Origin of the sequence: Vibrio sp. vnigr-6D03 (assembly GCF_002835515.1) — a bacterium.
In the GTDB taxonomy this organism is placed as follows: domain Bacteria; phylum Pseudomonadota; class Gammaproteobacteria; order Enterobacterales; family Vibrionaceae; genus Vibrio; species Vibrio penaeicida.
Window position 1 is genome coordinate 1 of sequence record NZ_PIZL01000067.1, and the last position, 16861, is coordinate 16861.

At 43.0% G+C, this 16861-nt stretch carries 13 protein-coding genes, 2 tRNA genes, 1 other RNA gene and 1 pseudogene; 9 read left to right on the plus strand and 8 right to left on the minus strand.

Annotation, left to right across the window (positions count from 1 at the left end; all coding sequences use genetic code 11):
* Positions 1-87 precede the first annotated feature (87 nt).
* A tRNA-Tyr gene (locus CW749_RS27860) sits at positions 88-172 on the minus strand.
* 101 nt (positions 173-273) lie between these two features.
* Positions 274-358 (minus strand) — tRNA-Tyr (locus tag CW749_RS27865).
* 274 nt (positions 359-632) lie between these two features.
* Here CW749_RS27865 and CW749_RS27875 point away from each other — a divergent pair.
* Both CW749_RS27875 and CW749_RS27880 read left to right on the plus strand, forming a co-directional pair.
* Positions 633-1715: an efflux RND transporter periplasmic adaptor subunit gene (locus CW749_RS27875; RefSeq protein WP_101115730.1), complete on the plus strand. Its 1083-nt coding sequence runs from the start codon at positions 633-635 to the stop codon at positions 1713-1715.
* A gap of 2 nt (positions 1716-1717) precedes the next feature.
* Positions 1718-4846 carry a multidrug efflux RND transporter permease subunit gene (locus tag CW749_RS27880; RefSeq protein WP_101115731.1) on the plus strand — a complete coding sequence of 1043 codons (3129 nt, stop codon included), beginning with the start codon at positions 1718-1720 and terminating at the stop codon, positions 4844-4846.
* A gap of 54 nt (positions 4847-4900) precedes the next feature.
* Here the strand turns inward: CW749_RS27880 and CW749_RS27885 are convergent, their stop codons facing one another.
* Entirely contained in the window at positions 4901-5368 is a 468-nt protein-coding gene (locus CW749_RS27885) for a hypothetical protein (protein ID WP_145997899.1), read from the minus strand.
* 13 nt (positions 5369-5381) lie between these two features.
* Complete coding sequence (locus tag CW749_RS27890; protein ID WP_145997900.1) at positions 5382-6668, minus strand: hypothetical protein; 1287 nt, start codon at positions 6666-6668, stop codon at positions 5382-5384.
* Positions 6669-7095: 427 nt separating this feature from the next.
* On the opposite strand from CW749_RS27890, the gene CW749_RS27895 reads away from it, so the two are divergent.
* The gene (locus tag CW749_RS27895; protein WP_101115734.1) at positions 7096-7413 is read left to right on the plus strand and encodes a DUF1244 domain-containing protein; all 318 of its coding nucleotides are present in this window, start codon (positions 7096-7098) and stop codon (positions 7411-7413) included.
* 63 nt (positions 7414-7476) lie between these two features.
* Here the strand turns inward: CW749_RS27895 and CW749_RS27900 are convergent, their stop codons facing one another.
* On the minus strand, positions 7477-8532 hold the full coding sequence (locus tag CW749_RS27900) for a PLP-dependent cysteine synthase family protein (RefSeq protein ID WP_101115736.1): 1056 nt from the start codon (positions 8530-8532) through the stop codon (positions 7477-7479).
* A 269-nt stretch (positions 8533-8801) separates the two neighbouring features.
* Here CW749_RS27900 and CW749_RS27905 point away from each other — a divergent pair, with 269 nt between their 5' ends.
* A complete protein-coding gene (locus tag CW749_RS27905; protein ID WP_101115738.1) occupies positions 8802-9269 on the plus strand; it encodes an Lrp/AsnC family transcriptional regulator in 468 nt (155 codons plus the stop codon).
* Positions 9270-9371: 102 nt separating this feature from the next.
* Positions 9372-10436 (plus strand): YHYH protein, encoded by a 1065-nt coding sequence (locus tag CW749_RS27910; protein WP_101115740.1) that lies wholly within the window; start codon positions 9372-9374, stop codon positions 10434-10436.
* Between the two features lie 128 nt (positions 10437-10564).
* Here the strand turns inward: CW749_RS27910 and tesB are convergent, their stop codons facing one another.
* The gene (gene tesB / locus CW749_RS27915) at positions 10565-11425 is read right to left on the minus strand and encodes an acyl-CoA thioesterase II (protein ID WP_101115741.1); all 861 of its coding nucleotides are present in this window, start codon (positions 11423-11425) and stop codon (positions 10565-10567) included.
* Positions 11426-11528: 103 nt separating this feature from the next.
* Between tesB and CW749_RS27920 the strand changes: the two genes are divergently transcribed.
* Entirely contained in the window at positions 11529-11969 is a 441-nt protein-coding gene (locus CW749_RS27920; protein ID WP_101115743.1) for a YbaY family lipoprotein, read from the plus strand.
* Positions 11970-12129: 160 nt separating this feature from the next.
* Here the strand turns inward: CW749_RS27920 and CW749_RS27925 are convergent, their stop codons facing one another.
* Positions 12130-12432 (minus strand): MGMT family protein, encoded by a 303-nt coding sequence (locus CW749_RS27925; RefSeq protein ID WP_101115745.1) that lies wholly within the window; start codon positions 12430-12432, stop codon positions 12130-12132.
* Between the two features lie 44 nt (positions 12433-12476).
* On the opposite strand from CW749_RS27925, the gene CW749_RS27930 reads away from it, so the two are divergent.
* The 3 genes from CW749_RS27930 to ffs all read left to right on the plus strand — a co-directional run bounded on the left by CW749_RS27930 (position 12477) and on the right by ffs (position 15620).
* Positions 12477-13217: a hypothetical protein gene (locus CW749_RS27930; protein ID WP_101115747.1), complete on the plus strand. Its 741-nt coding sequence runs from the start codon at positions 12477-12479 to the stop codon at positions 13215-13217.
* A 166-nt stretch (positions 13218-13383) separates the two neighbouring features.
* Positions 13384-15372, plus strand: a complete 1989-nt coding sequence (locus CW749_RS27935) for a GGDEF domain-containing protein (protein ID WP_101115749.1) — start codon at positions 13384-13386, stop codon at positions 15370-15372.
* A gap of 151 nt (positions 15373-15523) precedes the next feature.
* An RNA gene (ffs, locus tag CW749_RS27940) (signal recognition particle sRNA small type) lies at positions 15524-15620 on the plus strand.
* A 205-nt stretch (positions 15621-15825) separates the two neighbouring features.
* Here the strand turns inward: ffs and CW749_RS27945 are convergent.
* Positions 15826-16861 (minus strand): annotated as a pseudogene (locus tag CW749_RS27945) (DUF1566 domain-containing protein); the annotation flags it as partial.

Here is a 16861-nt window from a genome sequence, read left to right on the forward strand (position 1 = left end):
CCTTTTCAAAGCAAAGCGCGCCACCGATTTCCCAACGCATCGATCAAGCTGTCTGATGGTTAAAAGGAATAAACAACAGATTAAATATGGTGGAGGGGGACGGATTCGAACCATCGAAGGCAGTGCCGGCAGATTTACAGTCTGCTCCCTTTGGCCACTCGGGAACCCCTCCAGGGTGTTTTTTATGCTTCTAAGAGCAAACTTAAAAGATGATTTCCCAACGCATCTATCAAGCTGTCTGATGTTTAAAAGGAATAAACAGCAGATTAAATATGGTGGAGGGGGACGGATTCGAACCATCGAAGGCAGTGCCGGCAGATTTACAGTCTGCTCCCTTTGGCCACTCGGGAACCCCTCCAGGGTGCTTTTTATACTTAGCTACCGTTTTCCCAACTCAGTAACCAAGTGCGGAGCGCATGATAGCAAACTCGATTATGCTGTAAAGAGATTTCTTAGATATTTGGCGTGAATGCTGACTTTTTGGGCAAGAGCAACAAAAATTGGGCGTTTTGTATTAATTTTATGCGTAGCAACAGGTTACTTACCCATTAATTCGCAAACTTTACATTCCTTTACGCTCAAAGCCGTATCACTTGATAGAATTGCATTTATACAAACTTCGAGCTTCCCATATGAAAACTAAATCGATAATTCCTGTTCTTTTATTCACTTTTATCTTTATCAGCCCAGTAGCATCTGCAAAAGGTCCTCGCGGTGACAGGTCAATCGCTGTTGTTACTTCGGAAGTGGCAACACACGAGATTTCACAGTCGCTCTCTTTGATTGGAAAGCTGGAAGCGAGTGAAAGCGTTGTGATTGCCCCAGAAGCGGCAGGCAAGGTCGACAGTATATTGATCCAGTCGAATCAGGACGTAAAGAAAGGTCAGCAGCTGGTAAAACTGAGTGATGATAAAGCGAAAGCATCTGCGGCTGAAGCTACTGCGTATTTATCTGACCAGCAGAGGATTTTAAAAGAGTACCAACGGCTTTTAAAAAAAGGAGCCATTACTCAAACGGAAATTGATGGGCAAAAAGCGGCAGTAGAAATCGCGAAGGCGCGTTTAGCTGTCGCAAAAGCGAGTTTAAATGACTTACATATAGATGCACCATTTTCTGGCACTGTCGGATTTGTTGATTTTAGCCGAGGTAAATTGGTCAGTATTGGTGAGCAATTACTTACGCTAGATAACTTAACGTTGATGGAATTGGATCTGCAGGTACCTGAGCGCTACCTAGCCCAATTAACTGTTGGCATGTCGGTAACCGCTGAAAGCCAAGCATGGGGAAATACCGCGTTTCAGGGCAAGGTAGTCGCTATCGACCCACGTATAAATCCTAATACGTTGAACCTGAGAGTGCGAGTGCATTTCAATAACCCTAACAAGCAACTCAAGCCGGGAATGCTGATGGCTGCGACGCTTGATTTTCCATCATTAAATGCCCCAATCATTCCGGTTCAAGCACTTCAATATTCGGGCACAAAACGCTTTGTTTTCGTCATTGATGAAAACAATCAGGCTCACAAAACGGAAATTCTGCTCGGTGCGCGTATCGATAACCAAGTTGTGGTAGAGAAAGGCTTAGATATTGGTCAGAAAATCGTAACTCAAGGAGTCGTAAACATGCGTGACGGTGCAAAAGTTCGCGAGGTTAACGCTTCGGAAGGACAGAGCAAAGGTAACGCAGACAAGAATGCATCGCAGAAGGAGCAATAACCATGTGGTTATCTGATGTTTCTGTAAAGCGCCCTGTTGTTGCAATTGTCCTGAGTTTACTGCTTTGTGTGTTTGGTTTGGTGTCCTTTTCAAAGCTTGCCGTCCGTGAAATGCCCGACATTGAAAGCCCCATCGTTACTGTCAGTACTCGTTATGATGGCGCTTCAGCTACGATCATGGAAAGCCAAGTGACGTCTGTATTGGAAGACCAACTTTCTGGCATTAGTGGTATTGACGAAATTACCTCAGTTTCTCGAAATGGTTTTTCACGGATCTCTATCAAATTTGAGCTCGGTTACGACTTAAATACTGGCGCTAGTGATGTGCGAGATGCCGTCGCTCGCGCACAACGTCGACTACCGGACGAAGCGAATGATCCGATTGTTTATAAAGACAATGGCAGTGGGGAAGCTTCGGTATACATAAACTTAAGTTCTTCCGAACTCGATAGAACACAATTGACAGATTACACCGAGCGCGTATTGGTGGATCGGTTTTCACTGATTTCCGGGGTGAGCTCCGTCAATATCTCCGGTGGTCTCTATAAAGTCATGTATGTGAAGCTGAAGCCAGCATTAATGGCAGGAAGAGGGGTAACAACAACCGACATCACGAGTGCTTTACGTAGCGAAAATGTGGAGAATCCAGGCGGTGAAGTGCGAAACGACACAATGGTTATGTCGGTACGTACCGCTCGTCTATATAACACCCCAGAAGATTTTGACTACTTGGTCGTAAAACAAGCCGACGACGGGACACCAGTCTATCTCAAAGATGTTGCTGACGTATTCATTGGTGCACAAAACGAAAACTCGACGTTTAAAAGCGACGGTGTCGTCAACGTTAGTTTGGGCATTGTGCCCCAATCGGACGCTAACCCGCTTCAGGTAGCAAAAGCCGTTCACCAAGAAGTTGAGCAGATCCAAAAATTTCTTCCTAAGGGAACACGACTGGCGATTGATTATGACTCGACGGTCTTTATCGATCGCTCAATCTCCGAGGTGTATAACACGCTCTTTATAACGGGCGGTTTAGTTGTTCTCGTTCTGTACATATTCATTGGTCAAGTTAGGGCAACATTAATTCCTGCGGTTACCGTTCCTGTATCGCTTATTTCATCATTTATAGCGGCTTACTACTTTGGCTTTTCAATCAACCTGATCACATTGATGGCATTGATCTTGTCGATTGGTTTGGTTGTGGATGATGCGATTGTTGTCGTCGAAAACATTTATCACCATATTGAGCGTGGAGAGTCGCCGTTACTTGCGGCGTATAAAGGCACAAGAGAAGTTGGCTTTGCTGTTGTCGCGACCACTCTAGTTTTGGTGATGGTATTTTTGCCTATCTCATTTATGGAAGGAATGGTTGGCTTATTGTTCACCGAGTTTTCGGTTTTACTCGCAATGTCCGTCATTTTTTCCTCTTTGATTGCCCTTACATTAACGCCCGTATTAGGCAGTAAGATCCTCAAAGCCAACGTTAAGCCTAACCGATTCAATCGGTTCATTGATTCGATGTTTGGCAAGTTAGAACGTATTTACAGACGAGCGTTGTCTAAGGCGATGGCTTGGCGAGTGATTGCACCCATAATTATTCTTGGGTGTATAGGGGGGAGCGTTTATTTGATGGAGCAAGTGCCTTCACAATTGGCACCAAAAGAAGACAGAGGCGTTCTATTTGCGTTTGTACGTGGTGCGGATGGCACCAGTTATAACCGAATGAATGCCAATATCGACATTGTGGAGCAACGCTTGCTTCCGCTGCTAGGGCAAGGCGTATTGAAATCTTTTAGTGTTCAATCGCCTGCTTTTGGTGGCAGGGCGGGGGACCAAACTGGTTTTGTCATCATGATCTTAGAAGATTGGCAAACTAGAGACAAAACGGCTCAGGAAGCTTTGGGAATGGTTCGCAAAGCGTTAGGAGATATTCCTGATGCTAGGGTGTTCCCAATGATGCCCGGCTTTAGGGGCGGATCAAGTGAGCCAGTTCAGTTTGTACTTGGAGGCTTGGATTACCAGGAACTGCAAAAGTGGGCGAACCTAATAAAAGACAAAGCCAACGATAGCCCATTTATGAATGGAGCAGAAATAGACTACTCAGAAAAAACGCCTGAATTGGTTGTGAGTGTCGATAAGCAGCGCGCAGCAGAATTAGGTATCAAAGTAACGGACGTCTCTAATACGCTGGAGGTGATGCTGGGTGGCAAAACAGAAACCACGTTTATCGAGCGTGGGGAAGAGTACGATGTTTATCTCCGTGGCGATGAAAACCACTTCAACAGTGCGATGGATCTTAGCCAAATTTACATGCGAACACGAAGCGGCGATCTGGTGACTTTAGACGCTGTCACTAAGATAGAAGAAGTCGGCTCCTCCATTCGTTTATCACATACCAATAAACAAAAATCCATCACTATCAGTGCGAATCTTAACGATGGGATAACGTTAGGTGAAGCGTTGGAGCATTTGGATAATCTCGCTATTGATAACTTACCGAGTGATATCAGCGTGGCGTATTCTGGGGAGTCGAAAGAATTCAAGGAAAACCAAGCCAGTGTATTGATCGTCTTTGCTTTGGCATTATTGGTCGCTTATCTGGTGTTGGCTGCACAGTTTGAGAGTTTTATTAACCCACTCGTTGTCATGTTTACTGTTCCAATGGGCGTTCTTGGTGGGTTTTTAGGGCTATTCTTTATGGACCAAGGGCTCAATATTTACAGCCAAATTGGCATGATTATGTTGATAGGAATGGTAACCAAAAATGGGATATTGATTGTTGAATTTGCCAATCAACTTAGAGACAAAGGTGTTGAGTTTGAGCAGGCGATAGTCGATGCCGCAGCTAGGCGTTTACGCCCGATTCTAATGACAGCCTTCACCACGCTTTCTGGCTCTATCCCGTTAATATTGTCGAGTGGAGCAGGCTACGAAAGCCGAGTGGCTGTGGGTACGGTAATTTTCTTTGGAATGGCGTTTGCCACATTGGTTACTCTGTTTGTGATTCCAGCGATGTATCGATTGATCTCTGCTCGTACACATTCACCTGGCTATGTAGAATCGCAGTTGAAGAAAGCACTAGAAAAAGATATTAAAGCTCGAACATCACATGGAGATATCGAGCTTAAATAAAAAATATAACAAAAGGCAGGAATTATTTTCTGCCTTTTGTTGTTTAAAATGCGATTACATCGCGGCTTTGATCAGCGCTCTAGCAACGTCAGTATTACTCGAGTTTCCTTCATTGTCGAAATGAATCACGTTTCTGCTTTCCGGGTTGTCGACACCTGTAATAACCAAGTAATCATCAGAAACTCCATATCCGAGAAGTTCTTGAGAAACAATATTATTGTTTTCTCTTTCGCCAACTATAATAATAGATTGTACACCATCAAACATGGATTTATTTAAACCAGAGTTGTTGTTTACGATATTGTCTGAATCCAATATAACAATACTTCGTTCGGAGTTTGAGTATAATGCCTGATCGCCAGTTTGTTTATTAACGAGCGACCCCGACATTTCTTTAATTTCGGATACGACGGATTTATGTGACGCAGTCAAATCTTCAACTTTTAATTGAATTGTGTTTGCATTAGCTTGAGTCGTAAGCATTACCGACACCGATAATGCCAATAGTTTTATTTTATTCATAATATATTCCCCATTAACCATTTAGCATTCCAGGTACTACATTTCGGTAGTATGAATCCGTAGCTTCACTGTACACACATTGTGTATTGACAGTTACGGAAAGTGTCTCGTAACCAGTTCCTATTGGATATTTTCTAACGTTAGATGGCATAATTGTGTAAGAGCCTGTTCCGTCGATGTCATACTGACCTCGGAATAGTTTGAATTTATGCTCGAAGGTATCTGAACGATTTTGTGCAGCACAGTTCGCTTTATTATTCGTTTCTTCCCACACGACGTTTGAACTAAAGTCTAAATTTCTCCACGAACTTTCACCTAAGTGCTCATCTGCGGCTTGCACTCCGTTTTTACCGTTTGGACCAGATTCCACATTAGAATTAAATGCCCACAGAGCTCCAACGGCAGCTGGGTTGATTTTAAATGTAGACCGGGAACCAAGATCACTTGATAGCTCAAATTGATGAACATTCATGATCTTCGCATCATAAGACGTGCCACTTTCGTGCGAAACACTGGCGCTAATTGTTGCGCCATCTGCTTTACTTCCTGAAAGCTCAAATCCAACAGAAAGCGAACGGCTCAAATTTAAATCACCGTCTCGTCGAGATGACTTAGGGTTAGCATCTATTTTGCGCCAGAGTGCGCTAATACCTGGAACATTTCTCACTGAGAGTTCAGTTTCAACATCGTTAAAAACGTTATTGAGACCACCTGCACTCCAAGCATTATAACTGGCTGTAAGGTTTGAAAATGTGTTTTCAACATAGTGCCGACCAGTTGGGTCAAAACAGTGAGACCCAGGTCGATCTCCAGTACAATTACGTATCCCAAAAACTTGCTTTGTTAAAAGCGCATTAGCATCAGAGTACATCGCATAATAAGTACTATTCTTCGTTGATATTATAACGAGGTCAACTTCATTGGTAATATCAACAGTTTCACTCACTTCCCTATACATACTGTCGAATTGGTTATTAATATCGTATTTAAATACGTGAGTTTTTTCAATTTGCCCTTTACTTAACGCTAGATGCATACATTTGTTTTCTTTTTCTAACATCGGTAAGTCTTTCTGACTAAGTTGAAAACTAATATCAGATATATTCTGATTGAACTTGTCACAAATAGTTCTAGTTGGTTGGTTTAAGTCAATAACTTGAGTCGGAGTAGGAATAAGATTGCTACTTATAATTTGTGCGTTTGATGAGTAGCTAACCAATAAAAGTGTACCTGTAATAGCGGTGCTTAATACTGTCTTATTGAAAAAGGGTATCTGACTACGCCTTATTTTATTTTTCATGATTGGAACCTATGGATAGTTAAATTAGTGCCCTTTTGGGCGATAAAAAGACCTAAACGCGTTATTGGTTGGAAACGTAACGAGCGTATTTTTATCTCGTTACCTATAATTTATAAAGTGAATATAAAAATCTTTCAATTTATAAATTATTTAGGCGTGGTATAAGATCCCAAATTCATAAAATGAAATCGTTTTCATATGATAGGAATTGATATTGCTTCCATTGAAAGTTGAACTTCTTAAAGAAATTGTAATAAGAATGGCGTGTTGTATCTTGGAGTATGTTAAAGAAGGTCATCTAACGATATGATTTGTACTTTCTAGAGCTGTTCGCTTCCTTTTAGCGTTATATGTACAATTCATGTAGGGCATCGTGAGGAAAGAATTTTTATCTAAGATGAATTTAAACACAGTTAAGGAATAGGAAATGGACGATTTTAATTACAAGAACTTAAGCCAAGAAGAGCAAGATAAGCTAGATGCAGCAGTGTTCCGTCGTCTACTTAGTCACTTGGACAATAATAAAGACGTTCAAAATATCGATCTGATGATTCTGGCGGGGTTCTGCCGTAATTGCTTTAGCAAATGGTATAAAGCAGAAGCTGATGACCAAGGGTTGGAATTGTCGATAGATGATGCGAGAGAACGCGTTTATGGAATGACTTATGGCGAGTGGAAAGAAAATCACCAGTTGCCAGCTACTCCAGAACAGTTAGCGGCATTTGAAGCGCGATCAAAAAAATAGTGAGTAAGAAAAAGCGCCGTTCGGCGCTTTTTTAGTTTCAAATGTAGGAAGAGTCAACAGACCCTAGTGTCCAAACTTTTGCTCTAGCTCATCAAGGTAGGGTGACAGATCTCCAATATGGATGTTAAGCCAATCCGAGTTGTAGTAAGTATCCAAGTATCGTTCACCACTATCGCATAGCAGGGTGACTAAAGATCCTGTTTCTCCCTTAGCGTGCATTTCGATCGCTATTTGAAGTACGCAATACAGATTTGTTCCTGTTGATGCGCCCACTTTTCTGCCGAGTTTTCTCTCTAACCAATGTGCCGTCGCGACGCTGGCGGCATCTGGGATAGTACGCATTTCGTCAATAACGCCGGGAATAAAGCTTGGTTCAACACGTGGCCGACCTATGCCTTCAATTCGGCTGCCCATATTCAGGGTGATTGCACGATCGCCAGTACGATAATAGGCGTGAAAAACAGAATTTTCTGGGTCTACAACACACAGTTTGGTCGGGTGCTTTTGGTAGCGAATAAACCGACCAATTGTCGCAGACGTGCCTCCCGTTCCCGCGCTCATCACTACCCAAGTTGGTATGGGATGATCTTCTTGCGCCATTTGCTCGAATATACTGTTGGCAATGTTATTGTTCCCACGCCAATCAGTTGCTCTTTCAGCGTAAGTAAACTGATCCATATAATGACCGTTTAGCTCTTCCGCCAATCTTCGTGATTCTGAATAGATTTCATCTGTACGGTCGACAAAGTGAGCTTCTCCGCCATAAAACTCGATCTGTTCTATCTTTGAGCGAGCCGTTTTCTTGGGTACAACCGCGATGAAGCGCAATCCGAGTAAACGAGCAAAATAGGCTTCACTTACCGCTGTACTTCCTGAAGAAGATTCAATGACCGGAGTATCAGGACCAATCCAACCATTACAAATTGCGTACAAAAACAGCGATCTTGCTAGCCGATGCTTAAGCGAGCCAGTGGGGTGGGTACTTTCGTCCTTCAAGTAAATATCAATGCCTTCGATGTAAGGCAAATTGAGTTTAATGAGGTGTGTATCGGCACTTCTTTGGAAATCGGCCTCTATTTTTCGGATTGCATTATTGGTCCAGTCATGGTCAATACTCATTGCAAACAGCTCCTTGTTTACGACTTTCCACGTTTGTTGTAATTAAATGGTTGCGACACTCGCCAGTCACTTGGCTCAACCGATAGCTCTGTATCTCGGAAAGCGACGTTTTTTAAAAATATCGCTTTAGAAGCAAACCAAATTCAAAAACTATGTTACTTCAGATTTTTATTGGATATATAGAGTACGCTCGAAATGTAAGAAAATGTTTATTGTTTTTATACATTGTGGCCTAATTAAGGGAATTTATTTCTACATTTGAATTTTTTATGAGTAAACCATCACTGGATAGAATAGACAGAGAGCTTCTTATCCTATTGCAAAAGGACAGCACTTTGTCTTTGAATGAGCTGGCAGAGCAAGTCCATCTCACAACTACTCCTTGCTGGAAGCGGCTTAAAAGACTCGAAGAAGAAGGGTTTATAGACAAACGCGTGGCGTTATTGAACCCTGAAAAACTAGGGTTGTGTTTTACCGCCTTTGTCATGGTGAAAACCAGTGACCACTCCCATGAATGGTATACCACGTTTGTAGAAACGGCTTCTGAGTTTCCGGAGGTAATGGAGTTTTATCGGATGGCGGGAGAATACGACTACATGATGCGTGTATTAGTACAAGACATGAAATCATTCGATGACTTCTATAAACAGCTCGTCAATAGTGTGGATGGGATTACTAACGTAACCTCTACTTTTGCAATGGAGACATTAAAATACACAACGGCGCTGCCTGTTTAAGTCAATCTTCGTCAATCCATGTAAAGCTCCGTAAAGTCCTTAGTAATCGTTATTACCCTGTCTAAACTGATTGATAAGCGAACAGTTTAGACAGGAGATAACATGAAAGCACTCTACATAACGCTCACAATCATGATATTAGCAGGATGCAACGCTGGAACGACTGAAACGGATTCTTCGTCGCCTTCTACTATCAAAAACAGCTCAACAGGTCTTCCTCAAAACGGTTATATCACCAATTACACTTTTACTTCCCTTTCTGGTGATTGCCTTGATTACCTCGGTTCTCTCACGTCAAGCGTTACCGATATTCAACGCTCTATTTCATTCAGTGGTGCCGTGAGCATATCTTCAGCAGGAAACAAATGCGTGATAGAAAGTAACCATATCCCAAATCACGACTTTAATGATCAAACGGCATCCTTCGCGACCAATGTAAGTGAACAAGATTCAGATTATGAGATTACAGCGAATCCGGTATTGGCTGGGTCTAATACGGCTTTAAGTATGGCGGTATCGGAAGGGGTATTTCTAAATGGCGTCAATGTCGATATGTTAGCCGCAGCGTGTTACGGGGTAGGTAGTGAACCCTTAGGGCAGGAGAAAATAGGATGCGGTCAGAGCCAAATTAATAATCCATGGCGTTATGATCCTATGTCGAGTTTGAATGGATTTGGCACCGATCAGCACAATGCTCATGTCCAGCCAACGGGGAAATATCATTACCACGGAAACCCTGTCGCATTATTCATTCAAAATTGCGTGGGTGGGAGCGCGTCACCCGTTGTTGGGTTTGCAGCAGATGGTTTTCCGATTTATGGTAGCTGTTTTGATGATAGTGGCACTGTGAGAAAAGCGACACCAAGCTACCGATTGAAATCTGGCACTCGTCAGACCGTATCAGGGTACTCGACGCCTGTCGTTGGGCAAGGTGTTGTTGCGAGTTCGAATTATGATGGTCAGTTTCGCGGAGATTACGAATACGTAAATGGTCTTGGGGATTTAGATGAATGTAATGGCATGACGGTGAACGGACAATACGGTTACTACATAACGGACAGTTACCCATGGGTTGTTAATTGCTTCAAAGGAACGGTAGACAGCTCGTTCTCAATGTCTGGATTGATGAGAGCGCATAGCCATGATGGTGATGTTCATACACATTAGACGAGCTGTATTTACCCGAATCTTGCTCAATCATGGCGATGAATAGAAAAACGGCAGCGAAATTCGCTGCCGTTTTTTTGCGTAAAGATCTGTTGATCTATCGTGATGGTTTTACAGTAATGCGAAGGCTATTTCACAAACCGCATTACACCTTCTTGAACGGCAGAGGCAACTAATGCGCCTTGCTGATTGTATATTTCCCCACGTACGAGACCGCGTGTATTACTTGCAGTAGGGCTGTCTATGGAATACAGCAACCATTCATCCATTTTGAATGGGCGATGAAACCACATAGAGTGATCGATTGTCGCTACTTGAAATTTTGGCGTCATTAGAGACACTTCATGTGGATGTAAAGCCGTTACCAAGAAGCCCCAATCGGACGCATACGCTAACAGGTATTGATGAATCAATTGGTTATCAGGTACTTCACCATTGGCTTTAATCCAAAGGTATTGTGTCGGGTCGGTCTTTTGGGGTTTTAGTGGATTAACCACAGTCACTGGGCGCACTTCAATGGGCTTTTCGCCACAAAATGCGCGCTTGATTTTCTCGGGTAAGAAATCAGCAATTTGGTTCGCGAGTACAGACTCTGAGGCATAGTTTTCTGGCCCTGGAATGTCTGGCATCGTATTTTGATGTTCAAATCCAGGTTCATCACCGTGGTAAGACGCCGTTAAGTAAAAGATCGGACGTCCATTTTGAATCGCTTTCACTCGTCGCGTGCTAAAGCTGCGACCATCTCGCAGGTTTTCAACATCATAAATAATGGATTTTTCAGGATCACCCGGAAATAAAAAATAGCTGTGGAACGAATGCACAGTTCTATCACTATCTACCGTATAGCGAGACGCTGAAAGTGCTTGCCCAATAACTTGTCCACCATACACTTGTGGCAATCCAAGATTTTCACTTTGCCCACGGAAGAGTTCCTTTTCTAGCTGTTCTAACTGCAACAAATCAAGCAGCTCATTTAATGGTTTACTCATCGTACCTCCGTCAAAGTTATGTCAATTAAATACCTTGGATAACGACAAAAAACAAGTTTGGGCGATATACTCGCACCACATCCATTAACTCGGAATAAAAGTGATGAAGAAACTATTGGTACTCGTAATGACTGCCACTGCTGGCATTGGTCTGGTTGGTTGTCAAAACGCTGAAGAGTCTTCCGCTACCGTTGAAGTTAAACCTGTAGAAATGGCATTTGTTGAAGGCTCAATCTACTACCGTGAACGTATAGCTTTACCCGACAACGCGCAGGTGTCGGTATCACTACAAGATATTTCACTTGCCGATGCCCCGTCTGTGCTTCTTGCCAAGCAAGAGTTTGAAGCTAACGGAAATCAGGTGCCGTTCTACTTCAAGTTAGACTATAACAAAGCGAATATCCTGCCTCAGCATACATACAGTGTTAGCGCTCGCATTGAAGTGGATGGTGAGTTGATCTTTATCACCGACACCGTTTTCCCAGTTATTACCGATGTTAATCAAACGCATAAATTGGATCTTATGTTGGTGAATGCGCGCTAACGCTAACGGAAATACTGGTTATTCGTTGCTTCTTTTCATCCTTTTTCTACAAAGAAACGGCTAGAGGTGAAGGGCGAGTGGTCAGATTTTTTGAGCATTCAGTTGTCATTACTACTGAATGCTCAATTTTCAATTCATACTCAGAGAAATGAAGTGAGCGTTACAGCTCCCATTGATAATCTTTTAAGCGAATTTTCCCCGCCAAATTTACCACCACGCCTTCTTCTTCAAGTTTGCCTTTCTGTCTGTCGAAGCTCGACCCTTTTAACGAGATCTCGCCACGACTATTAATCACTCGATGCCAGGGTAATTTGCTGTTTTTAGGTAGGTTTCCAAGAGCTTTCCCTACATGTCTTGCGTAGCCAGGATATCCCGCTAGTTTTGCGACTTGTCCATAGGTGGACACATTACCATATGGAATTTGGTGAATTACTGCAAAGATTTGGCTTAAAAATTGATCCATACTGAGATTGTCCTAGTTCGTCCACGGAATATAAGGAGAGAGCTATGGTGTTTTCGTTGCTCCAGTTCGTTGTTACCACATTACTTGCGATTGTTTGCGCAAGGGCGTTGAGTTTGAGTGGTGGTGATATTCCTGTTTTGGCTTTGGTTATACCCGCATTGTGGATTCTGCCGCAAGGCGGCATTGCGGGACTGATTCTTTTAGCGTCTTTGGCAGTGTATGGTTTTACATTGCCATTGCAACCCATCGCTATGTCTTTGAGTGTTTGGATCTTATTCCCGCTACTGATGGTGACTTTCTCAAGGCGCAGTAGCATATATGTTCTCATTACAACGGCGGCGACCATAGTCGTTATGCAAGTTGGCATAATGGTGACTCAGGCAGAAGGTAAAATTCCCGGCGAGTGGGGAATAACTCTAATTCAAACGCTATCGGTCATAGCGACTTGGTTTGCCGCTCGGCATTGGAAAAGCTCTTCTCAGCACAGCTGGTGGACACTTTCACTTATATTAGCGCTGTGGCTAGCTGGGTGGACCCATGCCGCGCTTATAGCTTTGTGTATCGTTGGTATTATCGCATCTGCCGAAACTCTGCCCAAACTGTCCAAATTTAACTGGAACAAATTACTTTGTTGGACGTTGCCTACAGTAGGGTTTGCCGCCATTGTCGCATCTAAAGCCGTCGAAATCCCCAACCCAGTATTTGTGGTGTGGATATTCTTTTTAGGAACGGCATGGGCGACAGATTACGTGCTGAGATCAGCGGATGAACACGATGATTCTTAAAATGCTTTAGCCCGTAGCTCAAATTTAGTGCATATGTTTATCAATAAGTCACTTTTTGAACTAGCCTCACATTAATGAGGTGTTGTTCTGTGTTTATCTTAGTAGCTCTTTTCTTTGTTACATTAATGTGAAAGATAGATGTGTTTTACGGCACAGAGAGCGATAAGTGAAAAAAATTGCAGCCCTGTTGAGCGCCTTATTGGCACTACAACTTGTGGGAATAAAAGTGGTTTATGGGCAAAAATCTCAATATGTTGTCGCAACTGAAGCGGATGATGTCGTAACCCATTTTTTGTTTGATATGGTATCCGAAGAGTTCTCTGTCGAGGTCGTGTATAAAGACATGCCAGATTTTGAATCCGTTCTTGGCTCCGTTGCGAGAGGTGAGAGTGACTTTGCTGCAAACGTCACTCACACTGATGAGAGAGATGCACTTTTCGAGTTTTCAGCGCCAACCAACATTGAATACACCTATTTATTTAGCCCATCAGGGGTAAGCCTTAGCGAAGCTGAAATTATCGGTGTACCTAAGAACACCATCTACGCCGATCTTATTTCTGATAACTTCCCAAACATCAAACTTATCGAATATAACGGCTATGAAGAAGCCAAGAACCTTTTACTTTCTGGGGAAGTCAATGGAGTCGTGGATGCGATAAATCAGCTTAAAGCAATGCTGACGATTGGATTAGACGCACAATTACTTAACGATCAAATCTCTATAAAACCCGTCTCTATCATCTCGCCTAAAGGTCAGAATAAAGAAGAGCTCCACCGCATTGTCGATTTTGTGCATTCTGAATCCATGCAAAAAAAGCTTCGTAGTCATATAAGCCAATACCAGTTTGACATTCGCAGAGATGCCCTTAGACGAGACATGTTAGTGCTCGGGCTGAGATCTCATCAAACATTTCGAGTGAAGTTAGAAAATGCCTATCCATATGTCGAATACAACGACGAAGGCTTAGTGCGCGGCATCAGTGCCGATACGGTAAAACAAGCGTGTCACCTACTCACATTTACGTGTGAAATCGTCAGTACACATGATGAAAGCTGGGAAAGCATGTATGGCGACTTGATAGACAAAAAAATCGATATTCTAGCGCCGTTAACTATCTCGGAGCAGCGTAAAAATATTGCTTATTTCAGTGTTCCTCACTATTTCCCAGAAGCCATCATTGTAAAGCGCCTTGGTTTCAAGCCCGATGTTTATCACCACGTTTCGGAACTGATTACGGAACGTATTGGAGTGGTGAGAGACGACTTCTTCGATGAGTTACTTAGCCAATTGCTGCCACAAAAAACCTTTATCCGGTACTCGAGCCAAGAAGAACTTGTGAATGCATTGGTCAATGATGAGATCGATTACATTGCCGTAGATAAAGCAACGCTTAATATCTTATTGAAAGAGCAGGAATTATTACCCATTACTCAGGATTACAGCATTGAAAGTTTCCACAGTTCGGAAATAGCGCTGGGTTTCCCTAAAACAACTCAAGGAGAGGTGCTGGCAGCATTATTTTCACGAGCCATTCGCATGTTAGATACAGCGAGCATTAATAGCACTTATGACAAGCAACCGGATTGGCGCAACACGTTAGAGAGGGAACAGGATCTCGCCAATAAAACGAAGCGCCTGTTCATGATCGCTATTGCCTTTGTATTACTCGTTGCTTACCTACTGTATCGCCAAGCAAATACAGACAGCTTAACCAAACTGGAAAACCGCCGAGCCCTTAACCTCAAATACAGTCGAGGCATCAAGCCATGGCAAACTGTGATTTATCTCGATATCAACGATTTTAAGCAAATTAACGATCAGTTTGGGCACGACGTAGGAGACAGAGTTATCCAGACCTACGCGTCCATTATACGGAGAAACTGGAATGGAAATTGGTATCGAATTGGCGGGGATGAGTTCATTCTCATATGCTCCAAGCCACTGCAAGATAAAACCAAAGTCCTCAAAAACCTCAAGCTGTTTTCATTTTATTTGGCTGAAAGAGATAGAGACTTATCGGTTTCTGTATCTGTTGGTGTGTTTGAACCTCGCCAAAAAGAATTCACGTTACGAGAGATTTTAATTCGAGCCGATGAAGCCATGTATCAATCCAAGCGAAAAGGGGAGCCGACCTTCGTCGATACCGATTCGTAACATACAGAAATTGCTCACTTTGCGTAATCTTTCGTCATTCAGAACAAGAATGTGCTAATAATTAATAGAGAGGGTTGCAATCGGGGGGCGGATACTGAATAATCCATCCTGCCTTCGGGGATACCCTTGGGCACCACAGAATCTATGGAGGCCCTGGTCCTCCCGCAACACTAACTTGTGAACTCGGTCAGGCCCGGAAGGGAGCAGCCGCAGCAGGCGACGTGTGTGCCGGGATGTGGCTGGGGTCTCCGCCCATTAGAAAAGCCGCTTTTTATAAGCGGCTTTTTGCTATCAAAATCCTTTCAAATCAAAGCACAATCTCTGACCTATTTTTGTTGCAAAAATAAGAGCTTTGAAAATGCATTTTAGATGAAAAAGCCAGCAGTTATTCTGCTGGCTTTTTCATTGATGAATTCTAGTTGCCCAAGATGGTTCTCTTAGAGAAACCTCGCACTAGTCATTGTAAGATACACAAGACGCATAGTTTTTTAATCCTGCTGAATGAGATTTAGTAATGTTGTTCACTAAGTCTACAGAGTAAAATCTATTGTCTTCAGTTGGGTGATTACTCCAATACTCGTAAAAACCAGGCCAGCCATAGTTCGCTGTTAGATCACCTAAAAAGAAAACTAAGCTGTACAGTTCGTATCTTGTCGGTCGCTTCCAATTGGTGCGTCCCATAAATTTGAGGTCTGTTAGGGCACTACAGTATCGGTCTAGTTGACCATCTCGGCCGTAGTCAGAGCTGTTCGGATCGTCTTCCCAACCCCAACCATCATATCGAAAGCGAGCAAACTCTCCTTCTATACGAGTTTCTTTGTAAGTTGCACCATAAGTATTGCCGTAGTTGTAGCGGGAGTCATCCAGCTTATAACCAAGTTGCTTCATCACCTCTATACTTGGCGTTGCGGTAAATAATTTATTTTCAGCATCACCTGAGTCACCTTCAATGACTTTAAGGCAATACCCTGCGGCATTGTACCTATCGGTATCATTCACGTCTCCTCCACATGGGAGAAGCCCAGTTGTTACCGTGATTGTTATGCCATTGCTGGTCAGCCCATCGATTGTAAACCAGATCGTTGTAGTTCCCCTTTCTTTTCCAATTAGCACACCAGATTCATTTATGCTTACCACATCGTTATTGCCTATATGCCACGTTAACGGTTTGTCAATGAGAGACGAACTCGATCCGTCGCCATAAGATCCACGTGGATATAGCTGTGTCGACTGATTTTCTGGAATACTACTCATCTCAGATTTCAGCGATAAATTGTACAGCGTGCTTTTGTCGTCATATGCAAGAATAGATTCTTCAGAACTGGTTGTTTCTGATGCAGTGTCAGTGTTGGTTGTTTCTGATGCAGTGTCAGTGTTGGTTGATTCTTCAGATTCGGTTGTCGCTTGTTCAGTGTTATTGGCAGATTCTAACTGAGTGGAAGCTTGCTCCGTCTCATCTGTGTTTGATGCAGACTCAGTCGTTGCTTGC